This is a genomic window from Nocardiopsis alba, assembly GCF_000710955.1.
Lineage (GTDB): Bacteria > Actinomycetota > Actinomycetes > Streptosporangiales > Streptosporangiaceae > Nocardiopsis > Nocardiopsis alba.
On the sequence record NZ_BAZE01000001.1, the window covers coordinates 313883 to 340744 of the forward strand.

The 26862-nt window shown below is 67.9% G+C and carries 24 protein-coding genes and 1 tRNA gene; 8 read left to right on the plus strand and 17 right to left on the minus strand.

Annotation, left to right across the window (positions count from 1 at the left end):
* Positions 1-14: 14 nt before the first annotated feature.
* The 7 genes from TR33_RS01300 to polA all read right to left on the minus strand — a co-directional run bounded on the left by TR33_RS01300 (position 15) and on the right by polA (position 9399).
* Positions 15-494, minus strand: coding sequence for a DUF3060 domain-containing protein (locus TR33_RS01300; RefSeq protein ID WP_017534032.1), 480 nt, complete (start codon positions 492-494; stop codon positions 15-17).
* 163 nt (positions 495-657) lie between these two features.
* On the minus strand, positions 658-2751 hold the full coding sequence (gene uvrB / locus TR33_RS01305) for an excinuclease ABC subunit UvrB (RefSeq protein ID WP_014912246.1): 2094 nt from the start codon (positions 2749-2751) through the stop codon (positions 658-660).
* A 140-nt stretch (positions 2752-2891) separates the two neighbouring features.
* Positions 2892-3494 (minus strand): dephospho-CoA kinase, encoded by a 603-nt coding sequence (coaE, locus tag TR33_RS01310; RefSeq protein WP_042280951.1) that lies wholly within the window; start codon positions 3492-3494, stop codon positions 2892-2894.
* Positions 3495-3543: 49 nt separating this feature from the next.
* Positions 3544-4038: a GNAT family N-acetyltransferase gene (locus tag TR33_RS01315; protein WP_017534034.1), complete on the minus strand. Its 495-nt coding sequence runs from the start codon at positions 4036-4038 to the stop codon at positions 3544-3546.
* Between the two features lie 169 nt (positions 4039-4207).
* Positions 4208-5701, minus strand: coding sequence for a 30S ribosomal protein S1 (rpsA, locus tag TR33_RS01320; RefSeq protein ID WP_014912405.1), 1494 nt, complete (start codon positions 5699-5701; stop codon positions 4208-4210).
* A gap of 444 nt (positions 5702-6145) precedes the next feature.
* Positions 6146-6589, minus strand: a complete 444-nt coding sequence (gene arfB / locus TR33_RS01325; protein ID WP_014911236.1) for an alternative ribosome rescue aminoacyl-tRNA hydrolase ArfB — start codon at positions 6587-6589, stop codon at positions 6146-6148.
* A 47-nt stretch (positions 6590-6636) separates the two neighbouring features.
* Entirely contained in the window at positions 6637-9399 is a 2763-nt protein-coding gene (gene polA / locus TR33_RS01330) for a DNA polymerase I (RefSeq protein ID WP_042280952.1), read from the minus strand.
* A gap of 117 nt (positions 9400-9516) precedes the next feature.
* Here polA and TR33_RS01335 point away from each other — a divergent pair, with 117 nt between their 5' ends.
* The 3 genes from TR33_RS01335 (at position 9517) to TR33_RS01345 (ending at position 12951) form a co-directional block, all read left to right on the plus strand.
* Positions 9517-9960: a PaaI family thioesterase gene (locus tag TR33_RS01335; RefSeq protein WP_017534037.1), complete on the plus strand. Its 444-nt coding sequence runs from the start codon at positions 9517-9519 to the stop codon at positions 9958-9960.
* Positions 9961-10331: 371 nt separating this feature from the next.
* Positions 10332-11555, plus strand: coding sequence for an ABC transporter substrate-binding protein (locus TR33_RS01340; protein ID WP_042280954.1), 1224 nt, complete (start codon positions 10332-10334; stop codon positions 11553-11555).
* Positions 11556-11727: 172 nt separating this feature from the next.
* Positions 11728-12951 carry an ABC transporter substrate-binding protein gene (locus TR33_RS01345; protein ID WP_017534039.1) on the plus strand — a complete coding sequence of 408 codons (1224 nt, stop codon included), beginning with the start codon at positions 11728-11730 and terminating at the stop codon, positions 12949-12951.
* Between the two features lie 74 nt (positions 12952-13025).
* On the opposite strand, the gene TR33_RS01350 is transcribed toward TR33_RS01345, so the two are convergent.
* The 5 genes from TR33_RS01350 to TR33_RS01370 all read right to left on the minus strand — a co-directional run bounded on the left by TR33_RS01350 (position 13026) and on the right by TR33_RS01370 (position 18268).
* Complete coding sequence (locus tag TR33_RS01350) at positions 13026-13886, minus strand: ABC transporter ATP-binding protein (RefSeq protein ID WP_026124908.1); 861 nt, start codon at positions 13884-13886, stop codon at positions 13026-13028.
* On the minus strand, positions 13879-14754 hold the full coding sequence (locus TR33_RS01355) for an ABC transporter ATP-binding protein (RefSeq protein WP_026124909.1): 876 nt from the start codon (positions 14752-14754) through the stop codon (positions 13879-13881). Before TR33_RS01355 ends, TR33_RS01350 begins: the two co-directional genes overlap by 8 nt.
* Positions 14744-15733 (minus strand): branched-chain amino acid ABC transporter permease, encoded by a 990-nt coding sequence (locus TR33_RS01360; RefSeq protein ID WP_042280955.1) that lies wholly within the window; start codon positions 15731-15733, stop codon positions 14744-14746. The genes TR33_RS01355 and TR33_RS01360 overlap by 11 nt, the downstream gene beginning before the upstream one ends.
* A gap of 12 nt (positions 15734-15745) precedes the next feature.
* The gene (locus TR33_RS01365) at positions 15746-17320 is read right to left on the minus strand and encodes a branched-chain amino acid ABC transporter permease (protein WP_014912920.1); all 1575 of its coding nucleotides are present in this window, start codon (positions 17318-17320) and stop codon (positions 15746-15748) included.
* 378 nt (positions 17321-17698) lie between these two features.
* Positions 17699-18268, minus strand: a complete 570-nt coding sequence (locus TR33_RS01370) for an ANTAR domain-containing response regulator (protein ID WP_014912456.1) — start codon at positions 18266-18268, stop codon at positions 17699-17701.
* 160 nt (positions 18269-18428) lie between these two features.
* Here TR33_RS01370 and TR33_RS01375 point away from each other — a divergent pair.
* Together TR33_RS01375 and TR33_RS01380 are read left to right on the plus strand one after the other, a co-directional pair.
* Positions 18429-18502: transfer RNA gene (locus TR33_RS01375), tRNA-Leu, on the plus strand.
* Positions 18503-18593: 91 nt separating this feature from the next.
* On the plus strand, positions 18594-19400 hold the full coding sequence (locus TR33_RS01380) for a helix-turn-helix domain-containing protein (RefSeq protein WP_017534045.1): 807 nt from the start codon (positions 18594-18596) through the stop codon (positions 19398-19400).
* Between the two features lie 49 nt (positions 19401-19449).
* Here the strand turns inward: TR33_RS01380 and TR33_RS01385 are convergent, their stop codons facing one another.
* From TR33_RS01385 to TR33_RS01400, 4 genes are read right to left on the minus strand one after another with little or no spacing between them, the layout of a single operon-like run.
* Positions 19450-19911 (minus strand): VOC family protein, encoded by a 462-nt coding sequence (locus TR33_RS01385; RefSeq protein WP_042280957.1) that lies wholly within the window; start codon positions 19909-19911, stop codon positions 19450-19452.
* A 34-nt stretch (positions 19912-19945) separates the two neighbouring features.
* Positions 19946-20344, minus strand: a complete 399-nt coding sequence (locus tag TR33_RS01390; RefSeq protein ID WP_042280960.1) for a helix-turn-helix transcriptional regulator — start codon at positions 20342-20344, stop codon at positions 19946-19948.
* Positions 20345-20391: 47 nt separating this feature from the next.
* The gene (locus TR33_RS01395; protein WP_014913285.1) at positions 20392-21294 is read right to left on the minus strand and encodes a serine hydrolase; all 903 of its coding nucleotides are present in this window, start codon (positions 21292-21294) and stop codon (positions 20392-20394) included.
* Complete coding sequence (locus tag TR33_RS01400; protein ID WP_014908293.1) at positions 21291-22157, minus strand: LysR family transcriptional regulator; 867 nt, start codon at positions 22155-22157, stop codon at positions 21291-21293. Before TR33_RS01400 ends, TR33_RS01395 begins: the two co-directional genes overlap by 4 nt.
* A 129-nt stretch (positions 22158-22286) precedes the next feature.
* On the opposite strand from TR33_RS01400, the gene bla reads away from it, so the two are divergent.
* Together bla and TR33_RS01410 are read left to right on the plus strand one after the other, a co-directional pair.
* Entirely contained in the window at positions 22287-23186 is a 900-nt protein-coding gene (gene bla / locus TR33_RS01405; RefSeq protein ID WP_199806088.1) for a class A beta-lactamase, read from the plus strand.
* 253 nt (positions 23187-23439) lie between these two features.
* Entirely contained in the window at positions 23440-24390 is a 951-nt protein-coding gene (locus tag TR33_RS01410) for a DUF1266 domain-containing protein (protein WP_042280962.1), read from the plus strand.
* Between the two features lie 118 nt (positions 24391-24508).
* Here the strand turns inward: TR33_RS01410 and pyk are convergent, their stop codons facing one another.
* Entirely contained in the window at positions 24509-25939 is a 1431-nt protein-coding gene (gene pyk, locus TR33_RS01415; protein WP_026124910.1) for a pyruvate kinase, read from the minus strand.
* Positions 25940-26126: 187 nt separating this feature from the next.
* Here pyk and TR33_RS01420 point away from each other — a divergent pair, with 187 nt between their 5' ends.
* On the plus strand, positions 26127-26837 hold the full coding sequence (locus TR33_RS01420; RefSeq protein WP_042280964.1) for a maleylpyruvate isomerase N-terminal domain-containing protein: 711 nt from the start codon (positions 26127-26129) through the stop codon (positions 26835-26837).
* The last annotated feature ends 25 nt before the right edge of the window (positions 26838-26862 follow it).

A 26862-nucleotide genomic window follows, 5' to 3' on the forward strand; every position in this document is an offset into this window, starting at 1 on the left:
GAGGGCGAGGGGGTTCAGATACCGGCGTCGCCGCCCTCGGTGACGGTGGTGTTACGGCCGTGGTTGACCACCACGGGGTCGCCTCCGGCGAAGGAGACCTTGTTGTCCACCCCCACCAACACGATCTTCTCGGCGCTGCCCACCTCGACCACCGAACCACGACCGCTGGCGCGCACCAGACCGCACTCGCCGTCCAGCACCACCTTGGCGTTGTCGGCGGAGACGACGACCTTGCGATGTTCGCAGTCCTCGTGGACGTCGGCCTCGTCGTCGACCACCAGGATCACCTCGTCGTCGACGACGTTGCCCTCCGGCTCCCGCTCGCGGTCCTCATCGGTCGATCCCCGCCCCTCGTCCACGGCATGGGTGCGTCCGGAACCCGGGTCGACCTCGTCGGGGGCCGCCTGCTCCACCCCACAGCCGACGACCAGGGAACCGAGCAGCGCAGCGCCGCCCACGAGTCGAAGAACTCGACCACCCATGAACTCCCCCATAGCAAAAACCGATAATCGCGACATAGGTCCGGGACAAGACCCAAGACTATGTCACGTGAAGGTAACTATGCGACCCAAGAGTTCTGTGATCGTTCTCTTTTCGAGACAGGGTCGGGGATGTGGGAGGAACTCCTGAAAGCCCCTCCCACCCGGAAACGTCCGCTCAGCTCATCCCCGCGGCGTCCATACCGCGCAGCTCGCGCTTCAACTCGCCGATCTCGTCGCGGAGCCGGGCCGCCAGCTCGAACCGCAGGTCGGTCGCGGCCTGGTGCATCTGTTCGCTCAACTGCTCGATGAGTCCGGCCAGCTCCGCGCGCGGCATGTTCGCCACGTCCGCCTTCTCGCCCAGAGCCGGGACCGGGGCCTTCGTCGCCTTGGCCCCCTGGCGGTAGCCGGTCGACATCAGCTCCTCGGTGTCCACGTCCTCCCGGTTCAAGGTGTCCAGGATGTCGGCGATCTGCTTGCGCAACGGGGTCGGGTCGATCCCGTGCTCGGCGTTGTAGGCCAACTGCTTGTCCCGGCGCCGGTTGGTCTCCTCGATCGCCGCGCTCATCGAGTCCGTCACCCGGTCCGCGTACATGTGCACCTGACCGGACACGTTACGGGCCGCGCGACCGATCGTCTGGATCAGGGAGGTCTCCGAACGCAGGAAGCCCTCCTTGTCGGCGTCCAGGATCGCCACCAGCGACACCTCCGGCAGGTCCAACCCCTCACGCAGCAGGTTGATCCCGACCAGCACGTCGAACTCGCCCACCCGCAACTCGCGCAGCAGCTCCACCCGGCGCAGGGTGTCCACCTCGCTGTGCAGGTACCGGACCCTGATCCCCAACTCGGCGAAGTAGTCGGTGAGGTCCTCCGCCATCTTCTTGGTGAGCGTGGTGACCAGCACCCGCTCGGATCGCTCGGCCCGCTCCCGGATCTCGTGCACCAGATCGTCGATCTGCCCGTCCGTGGGTTTGACCAGCACCTCCGGGTCCACCAGACCGGTCGGCCGGATGACCTGCTCGACCACATCGCCGCCGCTCTGCCGCAGCTCGTACTTGCCGGGCGTCGCCGACAGGTACACCGACTGCCCGATCCGTCCGGTGAACTCCTCCCACTTCAACGGACGGTTGTCCAACGCCGAGGGGAGTCGGAACCCGTGGTCCACCAGGGTCCGCTTACGCGCGGCGTCCCCCTCGTACATCGCGCCGATCTGCGGCACGGTCACGTGCGACTCGTCCAGGACCAGGAGGAAGTCCTCGGGGAAGTAGTCCAGGAGCGTGTTGGGCGCGCTTCCGGGATCGCGGCCGTCGAAGTGCCGCGAGTAGTTCTCGATCCCCGAGCAGGTCCCCAGCTGACGCATCATCTCCAGGTCGTGGGTGGTGCGCATCCTCAGACGTTGGGCCTCCAGCAGCCTCCCCTGACCCTCCAGCTCGGTGAGCCGCTCGCCCAGCTCCGCCTCGATCGAGGCGATCGCCCGTTCGGTGCGCTCCTCGCCCGCGACGTAGTGCGAGGCGGGGAAGATGAACATCGCGTCGCTCTCGCCCAGCACCTCACCGGTCAGCGGGTGCAACGTCAGCAGACGTTCGATCTCGTCACCGAACATCTCGATGCGGATCGCCAGTTCCTCGTAGACCGGGATGATCTCGATGGTGTCCCCGCGCACCCGGAACGTCCCCCGGGTGAACGCCATGTCGTTGCGCGAGTACTGCATCTCCACCAGACGGCGCAGCAGGTCGTCGCGGTCGACCTCCATGCCGACCTCCAACCGCGCCATCCGGTCCACGTACTCCTGCGGGGTGCCCAGACCGTAGATGCACGACACCGACGCCACCACGATCGTGTCCCGCCGGGTCAGCAGCGAGTTGGTGGCCGAGTGCCGGAGCCGCTCCACCTCGTCGTTGATCGACGAGTCCTTCTCGATGTAGGTATCGCTCTGCGGGACGTAGGCCTCGGGCTGGTAGTAGTCGTAGTACGAGACGAAGTACTCGACCGCGTTGTTCGGCAGCATCTGCCGGAGCTCGTTGGCGAACTGCGCGGCGAGCGTCTTGTTCGGCTGGATGACCAGCGTGGGCCGCTGGAGCCGCTCCACCGTCCAGGCCACCGTCGCCGTCTTACCCGTACCGGTGGCGCCCAGCAGCACCGTGTGCGGATCGCCCGCCCTGACCCGCCTGGAGATCTCCTCGATCGCGTGCGGCTGGTCCCCCGCCGGGGTCATCTCCGAGACGACCTCGAAGGGGGCCTCACTGCGTTCAATGTCGCTGACCGGTCTCACTAGCCCTCAATCTCCCGTCGAACCACAGGCCGACCCGAGCCGCCCGTCCCCTCTCCCTCCAACGCTACCGACCCCCGGTGACATCCCGGCCGATGGAAGTCCGGCCGCGTCGCGCCGCGGCCCCTGGGAACACGTGAGGTCTAGGCGGCTCTGCGCAGGAGTTCGTTCCACAGCTCCTCGACCCGGCGTTCCAGGTCCTCACGGCTCCCGGAGTTGTCCACCACCAGGTCGGCCGAGGCCAGACGGGTCTCCCGATCGGTCTGGGACGCGATCCTGGCGCGGACCTGCTCGGGAGGCATCCCCCGGTCCCGGGCCACCCGCTCCACCCGCGTCTCGTCGGGGGTGTCCACCACGACCACCACGTCGTACAGCGACTCCAGGCCGTTCTCGACCAGCAGCGGCACGTCGTAGACCACGACCTCGGCGTCGGAGTCCAGAGCCTGTTCCATCAGGCGGCCACTGCGCTCGGCCACCTTCGGATGGACGATCGCGTTGAGCCGTTCCAACCGCTCCTCGTCGGCGAACACCAACTCCCCCAACCGGGGACGGTCCAACCGCCCCTCCGGGGTGAGCACCCCCGCACCGAACTCGGCGACGATCTCCGCCAACCCGGGCGTGCCCGGTTCCACGACCTCGCGGGCGATGGCGTCCGCGTCGATGACCACCGCGCCGAAGGAGGCCAACGCCGCGGAGACCGCGCTCTTACCCGAACCGATACCGCCGGTGAGTCCCACTTTCAGCATGGCTGCACCCTAGGCCATGGGCACCGGAGGCACACGCCGCGGCTCCCCCTCACAGCGCCGCTCCCACCGCGCTCAACTCCTTGCGCATGTGCACCATCACCAGATGGTCGGCCACCCTCTCCCGGTGCGTCTCGGCGTACCCCACCTCACGGTAGAGCCGCTGCTCCTTCGCGCTCTGCGCACCGGTGAACAGCGTCAACGCCGCCAGATCCGGCCGTCGCTCGCGCAACTCCTCCTCGACCCGGGAGAGCAGCGCCCGGGCGATCCCACGACGTCGCAGATCCGGGGCTACCACCAACCGGCCGACGACCCCCGTGGTATCGGTGACCCCGGCCCGCACCGCCCCGACCACACGGGCACCGACCACCGCCTTGAGCACCAGAGCCCCCTCGTCGGCCAGAAGCGTCTCGATCCGGCTCAGGCCCTCGGTGAGCGGCAGGATGAACGGATCCCCGTACGCCTGCGCCTCGTCGACGTAGGCGGCGCGCTGGAGGGTGAAGATCTCCCCCGCGTCGTCGGGACCGGCCTGGTGGATGTCGAACACGTCGCCTCCTCGACGGCCCCCGCCTCTCGAGGACCCCTCCTGGCACCCTAGGGCGGCCGGAGGCGATACGCGGGGGATTCGCGGACACGGCGAAGGGCCGCCCCCACACATGGTGGAGACGGCCCCTCGTCAGAGTGTCACTCGGGCTCGCGCCCGATGGACGAGTCGATCAGGACTCGCCACCACCCGCCAGCTTCTCGCGCAGAGCGGCCAGGGCCTCGTCGGAGGCCAGGGCACCGCTGCTGCCGCTGTCGGAGCCGGTCGAACCGGTCTGACCGCCACCGGTGTACTCTTCCTCCTCCTCGGGGAGGGGAGCGTTGGCGGCGGCGTCCTCGGCCGCGCGGGCCTCCTCGACCTGCTTGCGGTGAGCCTCGAAGCGAGCCTGCGCCTCGGCGTAGCTGCGCTCCCACTCGTCCCGCTGAGCCTCGAAGCCCTCGAGCCACTCGCCGCTCTCGGGGTCGAAGCCCTCGGGGTACTTGTAGTTGCCCTGCTCGTCGTAGTCCGCGGCCATGCCGTACAGGGTGGGGTCGAAGTCCACCTGGTCGGGCGAGACGGCCTCGTTGGCCTGCTTCAGCGAGAGGCTGATGCGACGACGGTCGAGGTCGATGTCGATGATCTTGACGAAGATCTCGGTGCCGACCTGGACGACCTGCTCCGGCACCTCGACGTGGCGCTCGGCCAGCTCGGAGATGTGGACCAGACCCTCGATGCCCTCCTCGACGCGCACGAACGCACCGAACGGAACCAGCTTGGTGACCTTGCCGGGAACGACCTGGCCGATCTGGTGGGTCCGGGCGAACTGCTGCCACGGGTCTTCCTGGGTCGCCTTGAGCGACAGGGAGACGCGCTCGCGCTCCATGTCCACGTCGAGAACCTCGACGGTGACCTCCTGGCCGACCTCGACGACCTCGCTCGGGTGGTCGATGTGCTTCCAGGAGAGCTCGGAGACGTGCACCAGACCGTCGACGCCACCCAGGTCCACGAAGGCACCGAAGTTGACGATCGAGGAGACGACGCCCTTGCGGATCTGACCCTTCTGGAGGGTGTTGAGGAACGTCTGGCGAACCTCGGACTGGGTCTGCTCGAGCCAGGCACGGCGGGACAGGACCACGTTGTTGCGGTTCTTGTCCAGCTCGATGATCTTGGCCTCGAGCTCACGGCCCACGTAGGGCTGGAGGTCGCGGACACGGCGCATCTCGACCAGGGAGGCGGGCAGGAAGCCGCGCAGGCCGATGTCGAGGATGAGACCACCCTTGACGACCTCGATGACGGTGCCGGTGACGACGCCGTCCTCTTCCTTGATCTTCTCGATCGTGCCCCAGGCCCGCTCGTACTGAGCGCGCTTCTTGGACAGGATCAGACGGCCTTCCTTGTCCTCCTTCTGGAGAACGAGGGCTTCGACCTGGTCGCCGACGGCAACGACCTCACCGGGGTCGACGTCGTGCTTGATCGACAGTTCCCGAGAGGGAATCACACCCTCGGTCTTGTAGCCGATGTCGAGCAAGACCTCGTCTCGATCGACCTTCACGATGGTGCCCTCGACAATGTCACCGTCGTTGAAGTACTTGATGGTCTCGTCGATCGCCGCGAGGAAGGCTTCCTCGGACCCGATGTCGTTGACCGCTACCTGGGGTGTCGAGGTGGCCTCGGTGCTGCTCGTCATTTGTGGGTGGACTCCGGATACGGACAGGTTCAGAAAATGGGCACGTCGTGGGTTCGGGCTGGTCGATCCGTCGTCCAGATGCAAGAAGCAGGGCCACATGTACGGAACGAGCCGTCCGTGACCGCCGACTACCGGGTCCAGAGTGGTGACCGATGCGGTGCAACCCTTCGCCCCCTACGGAGACGACAGACGCACGCACGAACCCACAACACTGAGGCCAGAATATGAGACATGGGCGTCCTGGTCAATCGGAACCCGGGAACGCCAACCCGGCGAAGGCCATGATGGACGCAATTTACCCGAGCCCCGAGGGGAAGTTCAACCGGGCCACGCCGACCCTCCGACCAGGCGCGCCACCCGATGTCGCCCCTCGGAGAACACCCCTTCGCGGCGACCGTGAGGATTCCTCCGAAAAATCACGAATCCCCCGGATCGACGAGCCTCTCAGTCCATCGGAGGACGTGAACGCGAGCGCTTGACCTCGCCCCGCCGTCTCTTGGCGTCCACCCGTCGCCGCTTCGCGGCCCTGCTGGGCCGACGGCTACGACGCTCCGGCGGCGGAGGCGCGATCGCCTCCTCCAGAAGGCGGGCCATCCGCTCCCTGGCCTCCACCCGGTTGCGCGTCTGGGAACGGTGACTCTGCGCCGACACCGTCAGCACCCCGTCGACCAGGCGCCCTTCGAGACGTTCCAGAGCCCGGGCCCTGCGGGTGGCCCCCAGAGCCCGACAGGAGGCCACGTCCAAGGAGAGCGACACCCGGGTGTCGGAGGTGTTGACGTGTTGTCCGCCCGGCCCCGAGGACCGGGAGAAACGCCACCTCAACTCCTCGGCGGGAACGGTCACCGGCCCCACGGCCAGACCCTTCGTGGTCTCGTCGCTTCCCGTCACCGTTCCCGCTCCTCTCCTACCCGCGCCGACCGGGCCCCGGAGCGCCCTCAGTGCGCGGCGTCATGCCAGTTCTGCCCGCTGCCGACCGAGACACCCAGCGGAACACGCAGATCATAGGCCGTGCCCATCTCGTGCGTCACGAGGTTTTCGACCGCCTCACGCTCGCCCGGAGCGACCTCCACCACGAGTTCGTCGTGCACCTGCAACAGCACCCGGGAGGCGTGCCCGCCCTCGGTGAGCGCCGCGTCCACCTGGAGCATCGCCACCTTGATGATGTCGGCCGCCGAACCCTGGATCGGCGCGTTGAGCGCCATCCGCTCGGCCATCTCCCGCCGCTGACGGTTGTCGCTGGTCAGGTCGGGCAGGTAACGCCGCCGGCCCAGGATCGTCTCGGTGTAGCCGACCTTGCGCGCCTGCTCCACCACCTCGTGGAGGTAGTCGCGCACCCCGCCGAAGCTGGCGAAGTAGTCCTCCATGAGCTTCTTGGCCTCGTCAGGGGCGATCCCCAACTGCTGGGAGAGACCGTAGGCGCTCAGCCCGTAGGCCAACCCGTAGCTCATCGCCTTGATCCGGGAACGCGCCTCCCCGTCGACCTCCTCCACGTCGATGTCGAACACCTGCGCCGCCATGTGCGCGTGGAAGTCGTAGCCGCTGTTGAAGGCGTCGATCAACGCCTGCTCACCGGACAGATGCGCCATGATCCGCAATTCGATCTGGCTGTAGTCGGCCGTCAACAGCTCCTGGTAGCCCGGGCCCACCACGAACGCCCGCCGGATACGACGCCCCACGTCGGTGCGGATCGGGATGTTCTGGAGGTTGGGGTCGGTCGAGCTGAGCCGGCCGGTCGCCGCCACCGTCTGGTTGAAGGTCGTGTGGATGCGGTCGTCGTCGGCGATCGTCTTGATCAGACCCTCGACCGTGGTCCGCAGCTTGGTCTGGTCGCGGTGGTGCAGCAGCACCCCCGGCAGCTCGTTGTCGCTCTGGGTCGCCAGCCACGCCAACGCGTCCGCGTCGGTGGTGTACCCCGTCTTGATCTTCTTGGTCCGGGGCAGCCCCAGGTCCTCGAAGAGCACCTGCTGCAACTGCTTGGGCGAGCCCAGGTTGAACTCACGCCCCACGATCTCGTGCGCCCGGGCCACCGCCGCGCGCCCTGCCGAGGCGAACTCGCCCTGGAGCTCCTCCAGGTAGGGGCGGTCCGCGGCGATACCGGCCCGCTCCATCCTGGCCAGCACGTCCACCAGCGGCAGCTCGACCTCGCGCAGCAGATGGTCGCCCCCACGACGGTCCAGCTCGGCGGAGAGCACCACGGCCAGGTCGCGGACGGCGGCGGCCCGCACCGCGAGCCCGTGTCCGCGCCCGTTCTCGACCTCCTCGCCCAGGTCCAGGGAGAGCTGGGCGCCGTCGTCCTTCTCCTCCAGCTCCAGACCCAGGTACTTACGGCACAGGTCGAGCAGGTCGAACCGGCGCTGCCCGGGCTGGACCAGGTAGGCGGCCAACGCGGTGTCGCTGACCACCCCGCCCAGTTCCCAGCCGTGCGCTCCCAGGGCCAACAGCGCGCCCTTGTACTCGTGCACCACCTTGGGCCGCGCGGGGTCGGCCAGGAAGGCCGCCAGAGCCTCATGGTCGGAGGCGTCCAGAAGGGTGGGGTCCACGAACAGCGAGGCACCGCCCGCGACCGTCACCGCGAGCCCGTCCACACGGCCGGTGCCCTGCCCCCAGGTGCCCTCCAGGGCGATCCCGGCGGGGGCCGCCCCGGTGACACCGTCCGCCGAGGCGTGCTCGGTGAGCCAGTCGGCCACCCGGCCGGTCTCGGCCACGGTCACGTCCACGTCGAAACCGGCGACGTCCGCGCCGTCCTCGGCCCCCTCACGGCCGTCGTCGCCGGTGCGCACCACCGCGTACAGCCGCTCGCGCAGGTTGGAGGCGAACTCCAGGTTGTCGAAGAGCGCGTCCACGCCGGCCCGGTCCGTCTCGCCCAGACCCAGGTCCCGCACGTCCGACTCCAGCGGCACCTCGGTGACCAGCTTGTTGAGCCGCTGGTTGCGCAGGACGTCGGCCAGGTGGTCGCGGAAGTTCTGCCCGGCCTTGCCGGTCACCTCGTCCGCGCGCTCGACCAGCGCCTCCAGGGAACCGAACTTCGTGATCCACTTGGCCGCGGTCTTGGGGCCGACCCCGGGCACGCCCGGAAGGTTGTCGGCCTTCTCCCCCACCAGGGCGGCCAGGTCGCGGTAGCGCTCGGGCGGCACCCCGTACTTGTCCTGGACCGCCTCGGGGTCCATCCGGCGCAGGTCGGACAGGCTCTTGCCCGGGTAGAGGACCGTGCAGTCCTCGGTGACGAGCTGGAAGGCGTCCCGGTCGCCCGAGGCGATCAGCACCTCCATCCCCGCCTCGCAACCCTGGTGCGCCAACGTCGCGATGACGTCGTCGGCCTCGAAGCCGGGCGCGGACAGGTTGGTCACCCCGATCATCCGCATCAGGTCCTGGGTGAGCGGAACCTGGGAGGGGAACTCCGGCGGGGTCTCGGACCGGCCCCCCTTGTAACCGTCGTACTCCTCGTCCCGGAAGGTGGGACCGGACAGGTCCCAGGCCACCGCCACATGGGTGGGCTCCTCATCGCGCAAGAGCTTCACCAGCATGGAGGCGAACCCGTACACGGCGTTGGTCGATTGCCCGGTACTGGTCCCGAACTTCTCCACCGGCAGCGCGAAGAAGGCACGGAAGGCCATCGAGTGGCCGTCCAGAAGGAGCAGGCGGGGACGCCCACCGGCGGTCGGGGCTGTCTGTTCGGGGGTCTCTCGCTTGGTCACCACAGGTGAGATCTTAGGATGCGCCGCGGACACTCCGAGGCCATCACCACGAGAACACCACCCGACCCCGGCCGGTTCGACCGGGTAAGGGACCACCTGAGCGGATCGAAAGGCACCATCATGAGTACAGACGCCGGGGAACTGCGGGATCTACTGGAGTCCGGCGCCCTCTCCGCGGGCCTGGGCGAGACGATGGGCATCGAGATCACCGAGGCCACGGCCGAGCGTGTCGTGGGCCGTATGCCGGTGGAGGGCAACCGCCAGCCCTTCGGGCTCCTGCACGGAGGCGCCTCCTGCGTCCTGGCCGAGTCGCTGGGCTCGATCGGCTCCAGCATCCACGCCCACGGCTTCGACCGCGTCGCCGTGGGCATCGAGATCAACGCCACCCACCACCGCTCCGCGGTCGAAGGCCACGTCACCGGTGTCGCCACCCCCGTCCACCTGGGCCGGACCCTGTCCACCTGGGAGATCGTCATCACCGACGACCAGGGACGCAAGGTCTGCACCTCCCGCCTGACCTGCATGCTGCGGGACAAGCCGAACGGCGCCCCCCAGGGAACCTGAGCCCGACTTCACGAACAACCCCAGAACGACTACCGAAGGCCCGCCCCGGCAAGAGCGCCACCGCCCGGGGCGGGCCTTCTCGCATATGGACGGAGTACCACGAGAACACGCACGCCGCCCGGGCCGCACCCTCAGGAGGCACGACGTGGCACCGAGTACCCGATGACCACAGCTTCATAACGGCACGGAGGCGAGTAGGACGCAACCACTCCCCCACACTTCCCGAAGCCGAACTTACGTGATTAAGCTCCCCTAAAGTTCCTGATTAAGCCATGCCACACATCAAGGGCATCAGAACACATCCTCACCATCGGCACGGCCACCCCCCGACCCAGGCCGTGCGACGCCGGTTGAACGGAGCGACCACGATCATGGCAAGCAAGAAGGTCCTAGGATTCACCGCCGCGACCGCGGCCCTGGTACTGGGGCTGACCGCGTGTGGCAACGGCGACGGAGGTGACGAGTTCACCTTCGGGATCCTCTACCCCCAGACCGGTGCCCTCGCCTTCCTCGGCCCGCCCCAGATCGCCGCCGCCGAATACGCCATCTCCGAGATCAACGAGGCCGGCGGCATCCTCGGCGCCGAGGTCCCCGCGATCGTCGAGGGTGACGAGGCCGGCGACGGCGCCCAGGCCAACGAGGCCGCCAACAGCCTCGTCAACAGCAACGTCAACGCCGTCATCGGCGCGGCGGCGTCCGGCATGACCCAGGCCACCTACGACACCATCACCGGTGCCGAGATCGTCCAGTGCTCGGGATCCAACACCGCCCCCGACCTGACCGACATCGACGACGGCGGCTACTTCTTCCGCACCGCGCCCAGCGACCTGATGTCCGGCCCCGTGCTGGCCCGCAAGATCGTCGAGAACAACCAGCTCAGCGTCGGCATCGTCGCCCGCGCCGACGACTACGGCAACGGCTACCTCGGCGCGGTCAAGGACGAGCTCGAGGGCCTGGGAGCCGAGGTCGTCCTCACCGAGACCTACGACCCCGACGCCACCAGCTTCGACTCCGTCATCAACGCCGTGAGCAGTGAGGAGCCCGACGCCGTCGCCCTCATCTCCTTCGAAGAGGGCGCCCAGGTCGTCGCCGAGCTCCTGGAGAGCGGCCTCGAAGGCGACCAGCTCTACATCACCGACGGCCTCAACGACCCCGACCTGGGCACCACCGTCAACGAGAACGACCCCAGCGTCGTCGAGGGCATCACCGGTGTGGCCCCCGGTGCGGACAACCCCGAGTTCAACGAAGGACTCCGCGAGTCCGCGCCCGACCTGGACGTCTTCCAGTTCGCGCCCCAGGTCTACGACTGCGTCACCGCCATCGCCCTGGCCGCCGAGTCCGCCGGCTCCACCTCCCCGGCCGACTACGTCGAGCACCTCCCCGAGATCAGCCGCCCCGACGGCACCGAGTGCGGCACCTTCGCCGAATGCCGCGATCTGCTCGCCGAGGGGCAGAGCATCGACTACCAGGGTGTCAGCGGCAACATCGACTTCGACGACAACGGCGACCCCACCTCCGCCACCTTCGAGGTCTTCCACTACGGCCCCGACGGCCACGAGGTCCTCGGCTACGAGGAGTACTCCTCCGAGGAGTGACCTCCCGGGCGTAACGCCCCCGAGGTGAGACCACCAGCGACACCCAGACGCGCCCATCGGGGGTGCGGGGCCCCGCCCCGCACCCCCGTACGGCTGTCATCCCCCGGACACGGTCGTCCCCCATCCCGCCCGACCGCCACACGACCCGGGAACCCCACTCGAACGGACCCCCATGACGACCCGACCAGCCCTGGCGCTGTCCACAGCGGCCCTCGCCCTCGTACTCGCCTCCTGCTCCCTCACCGGGGACACCGAGGACACCTTCACCTACGGGATCCTCTATCCCCAGACCGGATCCCTGTCCTTCCTCGGCCCCGCCCAGATCGCCGCCGCCGAATACGCCATCTCCGAGATCAACGAGGCCGGCGGCATCCTCGGCGCCGAGGTCCCCCCACCCGTCCGGGCCGACGAGGGCGGTGACAACACCCGGGCCGACGAGGCCGCGAACGGCCTCGTGAGCGACGACGTCAACGCCGTCATCGGCGCCGCCTCCTCCGCCATGAGCCAGGCCACCTACGACACCGTCACCGGAGCCGGCATCGTCCAGTGCTCCGGCTCCAGCACCGCCCCCGACCTGACCGACATCGACGACGACGGCCGTTTCTTCCGCACCGCCCCCAGCGACCTCATGGCCGGCCCCGTCCTCGCCCGGCGCATCGCCGACGACGGCAACACCTCCGTCGCCGTCGTCGCCCGCGCCGACGGCTACGGCACCGGCTACCTCACCACCGTCGAAGAGGAACTCCGCGCCCTCGACATCGACGTCGTCCTCACCGAGACCTACGATCCCGACAGCACCAACTTCGGCGCCGTCGTCGGCGGCATCGTCGAGGCCGCCCCCGACGCCGTCGCCCTCATCTCCTTCGAAGAGGGCGCCCAGGTCATGGCGGCGCTCCTCGAAAGCGACATCGGGGGCGAGCGGTTCTACCTCACCGACGGCCTCAACGACCCCGGCCTCGCCGAGACCATCACCGTGGACGCCCCCGGCCTCATCGAAGGCACCACCGGGGTCGCGCCCAGCGCCGACAACCCCGAGTTCAACGAAGGACTCCGCGCCTTCGCCCCCGAACTCGACGTCTTCCAGTTCGCGCCCCAGGTCTACGACTGCGTCACCGCCATCGCCCTGGCCGCCGAATCCGCCGGCTCCACCTCGCCCGAGGAATACGTCGAACACCTCCCCGAGATCAGCCGCCCCGACGGCACCGAGTGCACCGCCTTCGCCGAATGCCGCGATCTGCTCGCCGAGGGGCAGAGCATCGACTACCAGGGCGTCAGCGGCGACATCGACTTCGACGACAACGGCGACCCCACCTCCGCCACCTTCGAGGTCTTCCACTTCGGCCCCGACGGCTACGAGATCCTCGACTACGTCGACTACAGCGCCGACGGCCACTGACCGACGGGCGCACCGCGCGAGGAACGAAGAGAGGGGGTGGGCCCGCGGGCCCACCCCCTCCTCGTACCACCGGATCACCCCTTGGCGAGCGTCCCCAGGTACAACTCGATCACGTTCGGATCGTTCAACAGATCCCGCCCCGAACCCGTATAGGCGTTACGCCCCTGATCCAGGACGTATCCACGATCACAGATCTGTAGACACCGCCGGGCGTTCTGCTCCACCATGATCACCGAGACACCCGTGGAGTTGACCTCCTTGACCCGCTGGAAGACCTCCTCCTGATAGATCGGCGACAACCCCGCCGTCGGCTCGTCCAACAACAGCACCGACGGGTTCATCATCAACGCCCGACCCATCGCCACCATCTGACGCTCACCGCCCGACAGGGACCCGGCCTTCGCCCGACGCCGCTCCCCCAACAACGGGAACAACTCCGAGACCACCGCGAACCGCTCCGAGAACGTCCGAGGACGCAGGAACGCCCCCATCTGCAGGTTCTCCTCGATCGTCAGGGAGGGGAACACGTTCCGCGTCTGCGGAACGTAACCCACGCCCCGCTCCACCAGGCTGTGCGCCGGCAACCCGGCGATACTCGAACCCCGCAGCGTCAACGAGCCCTCGCGCACCGGGATCAGACCGAAGATCGTCTTGATCAACGTCGACTTGCCCGCGCCGTTCGGCCCGATGATCGCCACGACCTCGCCCTCGGTGAGCGTCAAGGTGCACCCGTTGAGGATGTTCACCCCGGGCACGTAGCCGGCCACCATGTCCCTGGCCAGAAGCAGGTAATCCTCCGGACCGCCCACCTCCACCGCGGCGGCCTCCGCCTGCTCCAGAAGCTCCTCACGGTGCTCCTGGACGGCGGACGCCTCCGCCGCCTCGACCGGAACCTCCTCCGGCCCGGAACCCGAGGCCCCGTTGCCCTCACTCATCGCCACTCACCGAGCCCTCGTCCTCGACCTCCTGGGCACCCAGGTAGGCGTCGATCACCTGCTGGTTCGACCGGATGTCCGAAGGACGACCCTCCGCGATCACCCGCCCCTGCGCCAACACCACGATCCAGTCGCTGATCCCCATGATCACGTCCATGTCGTGCTCCACGAACAGGACCGTCTTGCCCTCGTCGCGCAACGACGTGATGTGGTGCAACAACGACTGCACCAACGCCGGGTTCACCCCCGCCATCGGCTCGTCGAGCATGATCATGCTCGGATCGGTCATCAACGCGCGCGCCATCTCCAGCAGCTTGCGCTGACCACCCGACAACGCCCCGGCCATGTCCCGACGCTTGTCGATCAGCTTGAAGCGTTCCAACAGGTCCAGAGCACGCTCGGTGTTGACCTTCTCCTGCCGACCCCACACGGAGCGCAGGAACGCGCCCCCCATCCGCTCGCCCGTCTGCCCCTGAGCTCCCAACAACATGTTGTCGAGCACCGACAGACGCGTCAGCGCCTTGGTCAACTGGAAGGTCCGCACCATCCCGGCCCGGGCCACCTGGTGACCCCGCTTGCCGTTGATCGACCTCCCCTCGAACGTCCACCGACCCGAGTCGACCCGATCGAACCCGGTCAACAGGTTGAAGCACGTCGACTTGCCCGCGCCGTTCGGCCCGATCAACGCCGTGATCGTGCCCCGCTGGACCTCCAGATGCTCCACGTCCACCGCGGTCAGACCGCCGAAGGAACGCTTCACACCGTCGACCACCAGAATCGGATCCGACTTGGCCGACCCCGGCTCGGGCAGCGCCCCCGCCATCCGGTCGACGACCGCCGCGGAACCGTTCACCTCGTCACTTGACATTGACCAACATCTCCTTGCGGTCGCCGATGAGCCCCTGCGGACGGAAGACGATCAACAGCACCAACATCACACCGGCGAAGGCCAACTGGATCGCACCGAAGTCCGGACCCGACAGGAAGGGCAACCAACCCTCGCGCCCCATCCACCTCAAGAGCCCGTCGGTGAAACTCATCAAGAACCAGAACGCCATCGAACCGAGAATCGGACCGAACACACGACCCGCGCCGCCCAACAGCAGGATCACCCACAGGAAGAACGTCACCTGCGGCTTGAACTGGTCCGGCTGGATCGCCCCCTGGTGCATCGCGAGCATCGCGCCCGCCAGAGCACCCAGCAGACCGCCCAGGACCAACGCCTGCATCTTGTAGGCGAACACGTTCTTACCGAGGCTGCGCACCGCGTCCTCGTCCTCACGGATGCCCTTGATCACACGCCCCCACGGGCTGTGGATCAACAACCAGGTCAACAACACGGCCAGGCCCACCAGGCCCCACGCCACCGTCATCAACCACAGCTGGTTGCCCGTGAACACGAACGAACCGAAGCCGTACCGCGCGCCCCCGTCGAACGGATTCACCGCGCGGAACCCCGACGACAGGTTCTGCAACCCGTACACGCCATTGGTCACCGACTCGGCGAAACCCGCCCGGTACACAAGACGCAGCACCTCCGCCGCCGCGATCGTCGTGATCGACAGGTAGTCCGCCCGCAACCGCAGCGTCGGAATACCCAACAGCAACGCCAACACCACGGCACAGGCCAGACCCACCAGGAACCCGACCGACACCGGCAGACCGAAGACCGCCACGCTGATACCGACGCCATAGGCGCCCACCAGCATGAAGCCGACCTGGCCGAAGTTCAGCAACCCCGTGTACCCGAAGTGCATGTTCAGACCGACCGCCGCCAGCGCGTAGATCGCGGCGATCGGACCCACCGCGGATCGAGCGGCCTCGGCGAGGATCATGAGAATATCCATCGTCAACCTCTCCTAGCCGACCCGCTCGCGCTGCCCGAGCAGACCCTGAGGCCTGACCAACAGCATGAGGATCATCAGGGCAAGAGCCCACGCCTGCATCAACTGCGTGGGGAACCACAGGGTGGACAACATCGCCACCAGACCGACCGAGATACCGCCGACCATCGCTCCGTACGCCGTGCCCAGACCACCGAGGATCACCGCGGCGAACATCAGCAACAGAAGACGGAAACCCATCTCGTAGTCGACGACCTGGTTCAAACCGAAGAGCACACCGCCCAGCGACGCCAGACCGCCACCGAGCAGCCACACGTACAGCGTCACCCGGTCCACGTCGATACCGGAGGACTCCGCCAGATCCCGGTTGTCCGAGACCGCGCGCATCGCCTTTCCGATCCGCGTGAACTGCAACAGACACGCCACCAGCACCAGGACCACCACGGCCACGCCCATGATCACCAGATCCCGGGGCGGCATCGAGATCGGCCCGATGTGCACCAACTCCTGCACCTGGAAACCCGCGTAACGCGACCGGTTCGCACCGAACATCACCAGGATCACGTGCCGCAGGACCAACGCCAGACCGATCGAGACGATGAACATCTGGATCAGCGCGACATTGCGCTTGCGCAGCGGACGCCACAGGTAACGCTCCAACGAGCCGCCCAACACGGCGCCCATGACCACCGCGATACCGGCCGCCGCCCACAGCGGCACCTTCCACCCCAGATCCGGGAAGAAGACGCCCAGCACCGTCGCCAGGGCGATACCGGCCATCACCGACACCCACTGAAGGGCGACCAGGACCGTACGGCCGAGCCTGCCCTCCATGAAGGCGCCCAACAGGACCGCCACACCCAGACCGGCGAAGATCGCCAACAGCGAATTGCCCATACCGGCCGCGCCCGAACTGAACAGCAACGCCATCATCGCGCCGAAGGTGACCATGTCACCGTGCGAGAAGTTGATGACCTGCGTCGTCCCGAAGATCAGCGACAGACCGATCGCGGAGACCGCGATGACCAGGCCGAACAGCAGACCGGCCGCGGTCAGCTGCACGAAGCGCTCGCCGAAGCCGCCGCTGACGCCCTCGACCTCCACCGACTCGTCCTCGGCCGACGACCCCTCGTCGTCGCCCTCGGTCGCCTCGTCGTCCGGAGAGGGAGACTCCGACTGCTCGGCCTCCGCACCCGACGAGGCCCCGGCCACGTCCAGAAGAACGATGAACGGCCGCCGGTCTCCGGACTCGACCTCGACCTCCGCCTCACCGTTCGAGAGCATCGGCGTCTCACGAACGGCGAAATCGTCGGGGATGGACTCCTGGTCCACCACCACACGGTAGGTGCCCGGTCCGGGCAGCTCCGCTTCCCACATTCCATCGGGGTCGGTGGCCGCCGCCACGATCTCGTCGCCCTCCTGGAAGACCGTGATCTCGATGCCCTCGACACCTTGATCACGATCATCAGGCTGAACGATCTGACCGTGCAGCGATTCACCGCCCTCTTCGTCTGCCGTCGCCGCCGCCCCCGGGATCACCAGGAATGCGGTGATCAGGGCGAGCAACACGGTCACGAGGCGTGTGCGCACGCGCGCTCCTTGCGCATCTGAGGTAGGTGGCACCCCTATATGAGGATTCGGGGGCCACTGTCCTTTAGCTGTTCGGTGCGGTGAGTTTAGCCCGATTTATGCCGACCATTCAGCGCCGCTTAAGCCACGTGACCCAACCGTCACCCCATTGTGCGCAAGCGATATCAAATCGGTACGGGATACGCATTGACCCTGAACACCCGTTCAGAAATATGCCGAGAACACGAACTGATCAGGGACGTGGACCCACCGTCGGTGTCCGAACGACCACTCACGGAACAGCCCGCGCACACGAAGAAGGGGCCGCGCCCCACACGGGACACGACCCCTGATCGATCCGATCCACGACGGGTGTTCAGCCCGCCTACGGAACCTTCGTTAGCCCTTCTGACCTCCGAGGGTCTCCACCACGGTCTCCGCGACCTTGCGCATCGTCAGCCGGCGATCCATCGAATTCTTCTGGATCCACCGGAACGCCTCCGGTTCGCTCATCCCGTGCCGGCTCTGCAACAGCCCCTTGGCCTGCTCCACGACCTTGCGCGTCTCCAGACGATCCTGGAGATCGCCCACCTCCGCCTCCAACGCCGCCAACTCGGCGTAACGGGAGGTGGCCATCTCGATCGCCGGCACCAGGTCCGACTTGCTGAAGGGCTTGACCAGATAGGCCATCGCCCCCGCCTCACGCGCGCGCTCCACCAGTTCACGCTGGGAGAAGGCCGTCAGGATCACGACCGGGGCGATCCGCTCGGCGGCGATCCGCTCGGCGGCCGTCAGTCCATCGAGCACCGGCATCTTGATGTCGGTGATCACCAGGTCGGGACGGTGTTCCCGGGCAAGCCTGATGGCGGCCTCCCCGTCGCCGGCCTCGCCCACGACGGCATAGCCGTCCTCTTCGAGCATCTCCTTGAGATCCAGGCGGATCAGGGCCTCGTCTTCCGCGATCACCACACGGCTCTGCGTCCTCGTCACGTATACGAGGTTACCGAGATCCGCTAGTATGCTGTTCGTCGGCCCCGGCAATGCCGGTCGATCGTGACCCCACCGTTGACCGCGCGTCACCGGAACCGACAGCAGAAAAATTTCAGAGAAACACTTGACAAGTGCACTCGCCCCGATATTCCAACCGGCAGAGAAGATGAGCTCAAACCTCATACAGTGTGGGTTCGAATCCCACTCGGGGCACAGATCGGCCACTCGCCATACGCGGGTGGCTTTCTTGCTGTTCAGAGGCCTCCAAACCGGAATGTCGTATGCGTGAGCGAACATGCACGCTATGTACTCACCTCATGACAGGCGCCTGGCCGTCTCTCTGCTCGATTCCGGAATCTCCTCCACCGAAGTGAGCCGGCGGACGGGGATCGACCGTTCCACCCTCCGCGAGTGGACTCGAGACCGTTCTCTCGTGGACAGGTATCTCGGTACCGACCTCTGCCCCCGGTGCGAGCCGATCCCCCGCCCTCCCTCCAGGCCCGATTCCTACGCCTATCTTCTGGGGCTCTATCTGGGGGACGGTTGTCTGACCCCGGCGGGAGATCCGACCAAGGGGGTCTGGCGGTTACGGATCATGTGCTCCGACGACCGGCCCGGACTGATCGATGAGTGTGCCCGGGCTCTGGCGCTGATCCGTCCGGATCACGTGGTCTCCCGGGTTCCCTCGCAAGGCTGCACCGAGGTGCACGGGAACTGGAAGCACTGGCCGTGTCTTCTCCCCCAACACGGCCCCGGCAAGAAGCACGAACGCCGCATCGTCCTGGAGCCCTGGCAGCGACGGATCGTGGACGAGCACACCGGACCCTTCGTCCGTGGCCTGATCCACTCCGATGGTTGTCGTCTGGTCAACCGGGTGAAACGGAAGACGCCGAAGGACGGGCGGACGCATTACGAGTATCCGAGGTACCAGTTCGTGAACGTCTCGGTCGACATCGTGGAGCTGTTCACCGAGGCCCTGGATCGGCTGGGCATCGCTTGGAAGAGGCACGTGCAACGTCGCGAGGAACCGCGTCGTGACCTGCATGTCGTATCCGTGTCCAAGCGGGACGCGGTGGCGCGGATGGACGGCTTCGTGGGGCCCGAGTACTGAGCCGCCCGCCCGGACGATCCGTCCTTCTCGTTCGGGCGGGCGGGGACGCTCAGCGCTCGCTCTCCTCCCAGCGTTTGCGGACCTCCTCGGTGATCTCCTTCATGGGGGTGCGCTGGGTGACGCGGATGTGGTTGCCGAAGGGGTCGCGCAGGGCGCAGTCGATGCCGTAGGGCTGTTCGACGGGTTCCTGGGTGAACTCGACGCCCTTGGCGCGGAGCTCCTCGTAGGTGGCGCGGCAGTCGTCGGTGTCGAGGACGGCGGCGAGCCCGAGGGCGCCCTTGGTGGTGAGGTCGCGTACCCGGGCGGCGGTCTCCTCGCTGAGAGCGGGTGGTCCGGGGACCTCCAGGAGGATCTCGTGGTCGGGGTCGTCTGGCAGGGCGATGGTGAGCCATCGCATGAAGCCGAGGTCGACGTCGCTCGATACCCGGAATCCGAGTGTGCCGACGTAGAAGTCGAGGGCCTCGTCCTGGTCGAGGACCTGGATGGAGGTGATGCCGATGCCTGTGAACATGTTCGAACGCTATGCCGAGGGGGTGGGGATGTGCTTATCCGAAACCGCCGTGTCGGGTCCAGGCCTTGATGAAGCAGGCGGGTACGTGGACGGGCGCCACTTCGGCCCGGTAGCGGGTGGGTGGGCGGCCGATGACCTCGGTGAAGGTGCGGCTGAAGGTGCCGAGGCTTTCGAAGCCGACCATGAGGGCGATGTCGGTGACGGGGGTGTCGGTGTCGCGGAGGAGGGCGCAGGCGCGTTCGAGGCGGCGTCGTCGCAGGTAGCGGTAGGGGGTCTCGCCGAAGGTGTCGCGGAAGAGGCGGGTGAAGTGGGAGGGGGACAGGTGGGCGAGGCGGGCGAGCGCGGGGACGTCGAGGGGGTGGGCGTAGTCGCGGTCCATGGCGTCGCGGGCGCGGAGGAGTCGCAGGTTCTGTCTTTCGCGTTCGCGGTTCATGGTCGGCCGTCTCCTTCGGTGGTGGCGGGCCGAGTGTAGAGGCGGGGTCAGACGGAGCGGAGGTGGTCGCGGAGGGTGCGGGCGACGCGTCCCATGAGGGCTTCGGCGGCGGGTTGGTGGCGTGAGGGGACCTGGGAGGCGGTGAGGGCGGCGATGGCGTAGGCCTCGCCGTTCTCGTGTTCGACGACGCCGATCTCGTGGCGGTGGTTGAGGACGGTGCCGGTCTTGGAGGCCCAGGTGGAGGCGTCGGTGGTGAAGTCGGGGGCGAGGCGGTGGCGGATGGCGTTGTCGGCCATGAGTCCGCGTACGCGTCGGGCGACGTCGGGGTGGATGGCGGTGGGTCGCCAGAGGGCTTGGAGGAGTTCGATGTGGGCTCGGGCGGAGCCGGAGTTGGCGAGGGTGACGTCGAGTTGGGGGATGTCGTGTCCGCGTCCGTCGGTGCCGGCGCGGATGGCGAGGGTCTGGGCGAGGTGGTTCTCGTCGGGGGCGAGGCGTTCGGCGGGTGTGGAGCCCAGGCTCTTGATGCTGTGGCGGACGGTGATGCCGTGGATGTCGTGTTCGCGGAGGAGGCGGTCGACGGTCTCGGGCGGGGTGAGGTCGAAGAGGGCTTCGGCGGCGGTGTTGTCGCTGAGGCAGGTGCTGAGGTGGAGGAGGTCGTCGATGGCGATGGTGACGGGGTGGCGGAATTTGCTGAGGCCGAAGGGGCCGGTTCCGGGTGGTCCGGTGACGGCCGGGACGGGGGTGATCTCGATGCGGGTGGCGCCGTCGAGTTCGCCTTGGTGGATGCGGTGGAGGGTGGCGAGGGCGAGGGGGACTTTGACGAGGGAGGCGGTGGCGTATTCGGTGTCGGGGTCGATGCCGATCTCGTGTCCGGTGTGGAGGTCGCGGACGAGGAAGGAGGCGTGGAGGCCGGCTTCGTCGAGTTCGGTGCGCAGGTGGTGGGTGATCACGGGGTGTGGGCTCCGAGGCAGCGGGCGATGTGCGGGTGGAGGTGGGTGCGGAGGGTTTCGGCGTGTTCTCCGGTGATGGTGTGGTCGCGGGTGGGTCGTATCTCTCCGATGGGACGCCAGTGGAGGTCGAGTCGTTCGGCTTGGGCGGGTGTGCAGAGGAGGAGGTCGTCGCTGGTGAGGACTTCGGCGGTGGCGGTGCTGAGGTCGGTGGCGAGGGTGATCTGGGCGGGGTGGAGTCCGAGTGAGGTGCCGGTGCGGGTGAGGGGGTCGCGGATGTGGGGGGTGTCGTCCTCGGGTTGGATCCAGAGGCGTCGGCGGGGTGTGGTGTCGGTGCGGCCGGCTCGGAGGGTTTCGAGGTAGAGGGTGTGGGCGGCGGGGGGTCGGTGGGCGGCGAGGCCGAGGGGGGCGCTCCAGTGGGCCTGGTCGGGTGGGACGGCGGTGAGGGCGGTGCGGACCTGGTGGGTGTGGAGGAGGTGGGTGCGTTGGGCGGGTGGTGCGGGGTGGGGTTCGAGGTTGAGGTCGTGTTCTCGGGCGTGGGCGGTGAGGTGGGCGAGGTCGAGTGTGGTGCAGGTGGTGGGGACGGCGATGCGCAGTGGTGTGCGGCGGGCGGTGGCGGCGTCGTGTTCGAGGGTGTGGGCGAGGTCGATGAGGCGGCGTGCGGCGGGGAGGACGGCGTGTCCGAACTGGGTGAGGGTGGGGTGGCGTGTGGAGCGGTCGAAGAGGGGGGCGCCGAGGTGTTTCTCGAGTGCGGCGATGCGTCGGCTGGCGACGGGTTGGGGGATGCGCGCGGCGGCGGCGCCGTGGGTGAAGCTGCCTCGGTCGCTGACGTGGACGAAGGCGACGCAGGCTCCTACGAGGTCCATGAGGTGGGATCATATCGAAAACGCATGGGATTGATCGTTTCCGTCTTGGACGGCATGGGCGGAGTGTGGTGAGACTACGGGGGCGGGCCGGGTCCGGTCCGTTCTCTCGATCTCCTGGGGGTCTTTGTCATGTGGAGTCCTGTGCGGTCCGGCCTGGTCGCGGCGTTGGCGTTGGTGCCTTTGGTGGGTTGTGGCACCGCCGGGGAGGGCGCTTCGGAGGAGGTGTCGTCGGCGGACGCGCTGGTGGACGTGGAGGCGGAGTTCGAGGCCTTGGAGGCCGAGTACGACACGCGCCTGGGCGTGTACGCGTTGGACACGGGTTCGGGTGAGGAGGTGGAGTTTCGGGAGGACGAGCGGTTCGCCTTCGCCTCGACGTTCAAGTCGTTGTTGGCGGGGGTGGTGTTGTCGGAGAACTCGTTGGAGGAGATGGAGCGGGTGATCACCTATGACGAGGACGTGCTGGTGTCCCACTCCCCCATCACCGAGGAGAACGTGGGGACGGGGATGTCGTTGTTGGAGTTGTGCGACGCGACGGTCCGGTTCAGTGACAACGCGGCGGCGAACCTGTTGTTGGAGGAGTTGGGCGGTCCCGAGGGGTTCACGGAGTCCTTGGAGGAGCTGACCGGGGACGATGTGACGACCCTGGACCGGTATGAGACGGATATGAGCGCGGCGGTCCCGGGTGATGAGCGGGACACGAGTACTCCGGAGGCTCTGGCGGGGAGCCTGGAGGCGTTCACGTTGGGGGACGTGCTTCCGGAGGATCGTCGTGAGGTCCTGGTGGACATGTTGGTGCGCAACATGACGGGCGACGCCGTGATCCGGGCGGGTGTGCCCGAGGGCTGGGTCGTGGGCGACAAGACCGGGACCGGCGGCTATGGGACGCGTAACGACATCGCGGTGGTGTGGCCGGAGGAGGGCGATCCGATCGTGCTGGCGGTGTTGTCGACCATGGAGGTGGAGGACGCCGAGCCTCAGGACTCGTTGATCGCGGAGGCCACCGAGGTGGTGGTGGAGGCGCTCGGGTAGGGCGTTTCCGAGGTTCTCGCGGGGTTCCGGTCGCCGGGTCGTGTGCGGCCGGAACCTTCGTATTTACCCAGCCCTTTCGACCCGTAATAGGCCTTTTGTCACTTTTAAGTGATCCCAGCGGCCTGAACCGGTCACATCACGGCCACAACCTGAGTACAACCTGTGGCTCAGGGCGCCGAGAACACTCGATGTCCCTGATCCTTGATGCGGAAAGCCCGGTCCGGACGGGCTTGCGCGAGGAGAGGGGAAGCGGGTGTTGACCGCGGTGGCCGGGGTGATCGGCGCGCTGGTGATCGGTGCCTGGGTCGTGGTGGCCTGGGGGTCCCGGCGTCGTCAACCGTGGCTGTGGGCTCCGGTGGCCCTGTTCGCGGTCGCGCTGGTCGCCCTGGATCTTCCCGGCTGGTCGTTCGTTCCGTTGACCGTCCTGGCCGGCGGCTCGTTCGCCGAACTGGTCGTGGGGGCGCGGGAGCATCCCACGATCCGCACCAAGACACCCGACGCCCCCTTGAGCACCGAGCGGTGGGCGGCCGCGGTGGCCGCCCCGTTCCGGGTGGCCCTGGCCGAGCCGTGGGACGTGGTGGCCCGTCCGAGTCTGCGTCGTCGTTACCGGAGGATGTTGGAGCGCCAGTGGGGCGTGGTCGACCGTGATTCGCTGTTGGCGGCGGTCGACGGTCTGTTGGAGGAGCTGCGCAACGGTCCGAGCCTGGATCTGGTGGTGGACCTGAAGGCGGGGCTGGCCCGGTCGCGTTTTCCCGACGGTGGCGCGGACACCGGTGCGATGGTGCGATTGACGTCCGAGCAGGTGACGCGTCTGCGGACGGTGACCGGTGTCTCCGAGGGCGACGAGACGGTGATGATCGGCGCCTACCAGTGGTGGAAGTCGGTGCACATCATCCGGCTGGTGTGCGGCGGGGCGACGTTGGACTGGTTGAGTCCGGTGGAGACGCAGACGTTGTTGCATCGGGTGGCCTCGGATCTCCAGCGCCGCTATTCCTCGTGGGGGCGGTTGTCGTCGGCGTTCCACGCCGGTTATCTGCTGTGGCCGGATCGTCGGGTGGAGATCGACGAGGGCGACGCGGATCGGGTGTGGGTGGCGCTGGGGCTTCTGGACGAGGATCCGCGTAGTCCCTGGAATCTGTTGCCGTGGGACATGCCGTTGGAACGGGTGTCCTTCGAGGGCGGGGTCTCCTCCGGTCAGGAGTGATCCCCGCGTCTCCGGCCGACCGCACCGGTCGGCCCGGAACGCTCTGGCGCGGCTCATACGCCGAGCTCCGGGCCGGACCTGATGCGGCCCGTGGGGTGCGCCGTCGTGGCGCCGTGCGTCAGCTGCTCAGGGAGACGGTGTCTCCGAGGCGGTGGACGCGCAGGAAGTTGGTGGAACCGGGGGTTCCGGGCGGGCTTCCGGCGACGATGACGATCTTGTCGCCCTTGTTGTAGTCGCCGAGACGGAGGAGCTCGCTCTCGACCTGGCGGACCATGTCGTCGGTGTTGTCGACCCAGGGCACCAGGTTGGTCTCGGCTCCCCAGGTGAGGGAGAGCCGTCCGCGGGTGCTCGCCTCGGTGGTGAAGGCCAGCAGCGGAATGGGGGAGCGATAGCGGGCCAGGCGCCGCGCGGTCTCACCGGACATGGTGAAGGCGACCAGGGCCTTGGCTCCGACGGTGGCGCCGATCTCGGCCGCGGCGCGGGCGATGGCCCCGCCGGTCGTCTCGGGCACCCGGTTGAGGATGTGCGAGGCCCGCAGGGATTCCTGCTCGGCGGCGCCGACGATGCGGGCCATGGTCTCGACGGTCTCGATGGGGTACTTGCCGACGCTGGTCTCTCCGGAGAGCATGACGGCGTCCGCTCCGTCGAGGACGGCGTTGGCGACGTCGGAGGCCTCGGCGCGGGTGGGCCGGGGGGCTCCGATCATGGACTCGAGCATCTGCGTGGCGACGATGACCGGCTTGGCCTTGTCGCGGCAGCGTTCGATGGCGCGCTTCTGCACCATGGGAACGTTCTCGAGGGGCAGCTCGACGCCCAGGTCGCCTCGGGCGACCATGACACCGTCGAAGACCTCGATGATGTCGTGGAGGCGTTCGACCGCCTGGGGCTTCTCGATCTTGGCGATGAGGGGGACGGTGATGCCCTCCTCGTCCATGATGCGGTGGCATTCCTCGGCGTCGGCCGGGCTGCGGACGAAGGAGAGGGCGACCATGTCGACGCCCTGGTGGAGGGCCCAGCGCAGGTCCTCCTCGTCCTTGTCGGTGAGAGCCGGGACGCTGACGGCCACTCCGGGGAGGTTGAGTCCCTTGTGGTTGGAGACGGGTCCGCCGAAGATGACGCGGGTCTGGACGTCCGTGCTGGTGGTCTTGGTGCACTCCAGCACGACGCGGCCGTCGTCGATCAGGACGCGGTCGCCGGGGCGGACGTCGCCGGGGAGTCCCTTGTAGGTGGTGGAGACCCGGGTGGAGTCGCCGGGGACGTCCTCGGTGGTGATGGTGAACTCGTCGCCTTCGGCGAGTTCGATGGGCCCGTCGGGGAAGGTGCCGACGCGGATCTTGGGGCCTTGGAGGTCCGCGAGGACGCCGACGGCCCGGCCCGCGTCCTTGGCGGCCTGCCTGAGGTTGGTCAGACCGGCGAGGTGGTCATCGTGGGTTCCGTGGCTGAGGTTGAGTCGCGCGACGTCGAGACCGGCGTCCACGAGACGCCGGAGGGTCTCCGGGCTCGAGGTGGCGGGTCCCAGGGTCGCGACGATTTTTGCTCTACGTGTCACACGTATCACTTTAGAGCGTTCGGAGGATGAAGTGGTCTAAACCAGGTTGCGATCCGTCGTATACGAGGTGCTGCGGGGGTGAATTCGGTGACCCTCCGTGATGGCCAGGGGGTGCGCTCCGGGGGTGGCGGGAGGCCTGGGATCGTTGCCCTGTCAGGGTTCTCGTCATCCTCCGGAGGGTTCCGTGGTGTCCGAACGTGACCGTGTCCTGGCCGCTCTGTCGGCCGAGGCGACCTCTTTGGAAAACGCCCTTTCGGGCCTGTCGGAGCGCGAAGCGGTCTATACCACTCGGTGTCCTCCGTGGGACGTGGCGGCGTTGGCGGTCCACACGGTGGGCTCCTTGCACCAGACGACGGTGGCATTGGAGGGCCCCTCCCCCGCCGCCGAGGAGGTGTCGGTGTCCGCCTTCGGCTATTACCGGCCCGAGGTCCGTTTCTCCCCGGAGGTGAACCGGGCGCGGGTGGAGAGCGCGGTGGAGAAGGCGGCCCGGCGGTCGGACGCCGGGGAGCCGGGGCGGGTGTTGGGTCGCGTCCGGCGGGAGCTGTCGGCGCGTCTGGCAGTCGAGCCGCTCGACCGGGCCGTGCGGACCCGGCATGGGGACGCGATGACGTTGACGGACTACCTGGTGACGCGGGTGATGGAGCTGTCGTTGCACGGGCTGGACCTGGCGGACGCGTTGGGCCGGGATCCGTGGATCTCCCCGGAGGGGCTGACCCTGGTCCGCGATGTCCTGTTCGGGGCCGCGGATCGTGACGCGTTGGAGCGGGTGCTGCCGGGGGTGTGGGACGGCGGTGAGGCGACGGTGGCGGCCGTGCGCGCGGTGACGGGGCGTTCGTCGGAGCGGGTGGAACGTTCTGTTCTGGAGGCGGCCGGGGCGCGTCTTCCGGCGCTGGGCTGAGGTGTTCCGCCTCCGGCCTCTCCCC

Excerpts from the sequence above, each read along its gene's own strand:
- TR33_RS01335 (WP_017534037.1), top strand. The coding sequence starts at position 9,517 with ATGAGTACAGACGCCGGGGAACTGCGGGATCTACTGGAGTCCGGCGCC.
- TR33_RS01345 (WP_017534039.1), top strand. The coding sequence starts at position 11,728 with ATGACGACCCGACCAGCCCTGGCGCTGTCCACAGCGGCCCTCGCCCTC.
- TR33_RS01355 (WP_026124909.1), bottom strand. The coding sequence starts at position 14,754 with ATGTCAAGTGACGAGGTGAACGGTTCCGCGGCGGTCGTCGACCGGATG.
- coaE (WP_042280951.1), bottom strand. The coding sequence starts at position 3,494 with ATGCTGAAAGTGGGACTCACCGGCGGTATCGGTTCGGGTAAGAGCGCG.
- TR33_RS01360 (WP_042280955.1), bottom strand. The coding sequence starts at position 15,733 with ATGGATATTCTCATGATCCTCGCCGAGGCCGCTCGATCCGCGGTGGGT.
- bla (WP_199806088.1), top strand. The coding sequence starts at position 22,287 with ATGTGGAGTCCTGTGCGGTCCGGCCTGGTCGCGGCGTTGGCGTTGGTG.
- TR33_RS01380 (WP_017534045.1), top strand. The coding sequence starts at position 18,594 with ATGTACTCACCTCATGACAGGCGCCTGGCCGTCTCTCTGCTCGATTCC.
- TR33_RS01390 (WP_042280960.1), bottom strand. The coding sequence starts at position 20,344 with ATGAACCGCGAACGCGAAAGACAGAACCTGCGACTCCTCCGCGCCCGC.
- TR33_RS01350 (WP_026124908.1), bottom strand. The coding sequence starts at position 13,886 with ATGAGTGAGGGCAACGGGGCCTCGGGTTCCGGGCCGGAGGAGGTTCCG.
- TR33_RS01300 (WP_017534032.1), bottom strand. The coding sequence starts at position 494 with ATGGGGGAGTTCATGGGTGGTCGAGTTCTTCGACTCGTGGGCGGCGCT.
- rpsA (WP_014912405.1), bottom strand. The coding sequence starts at position 5,701 with ATGACGAGCAGCACCGAGGCCACCTCGACACCCCAGGTAGCGGTCAAC.
- TR33_RS01385 (WP_042280957.1), bottom strand. The coding sequence starts at position 19,911 with ATGTTCACAGGCATCGGCATCACCTCCATCCAGGTCCTCGACCAGGAC.
- TR33_RS01340 (WP_042280954.1), top strand. The coding sequence starts at position 10,332 with ATGGCAAGCAAGAAGGTCCTAGGATTCACCGCCGCGACCGCGGCCCTG.
- TR33_RS01400 (WP_014908293.1), bottom strand. The coding sequence starts at position 22,157 with ATGGACCTCGTAGGAGCCTGCGTCGCCTTCGTCCACGTCAGCGACCGA.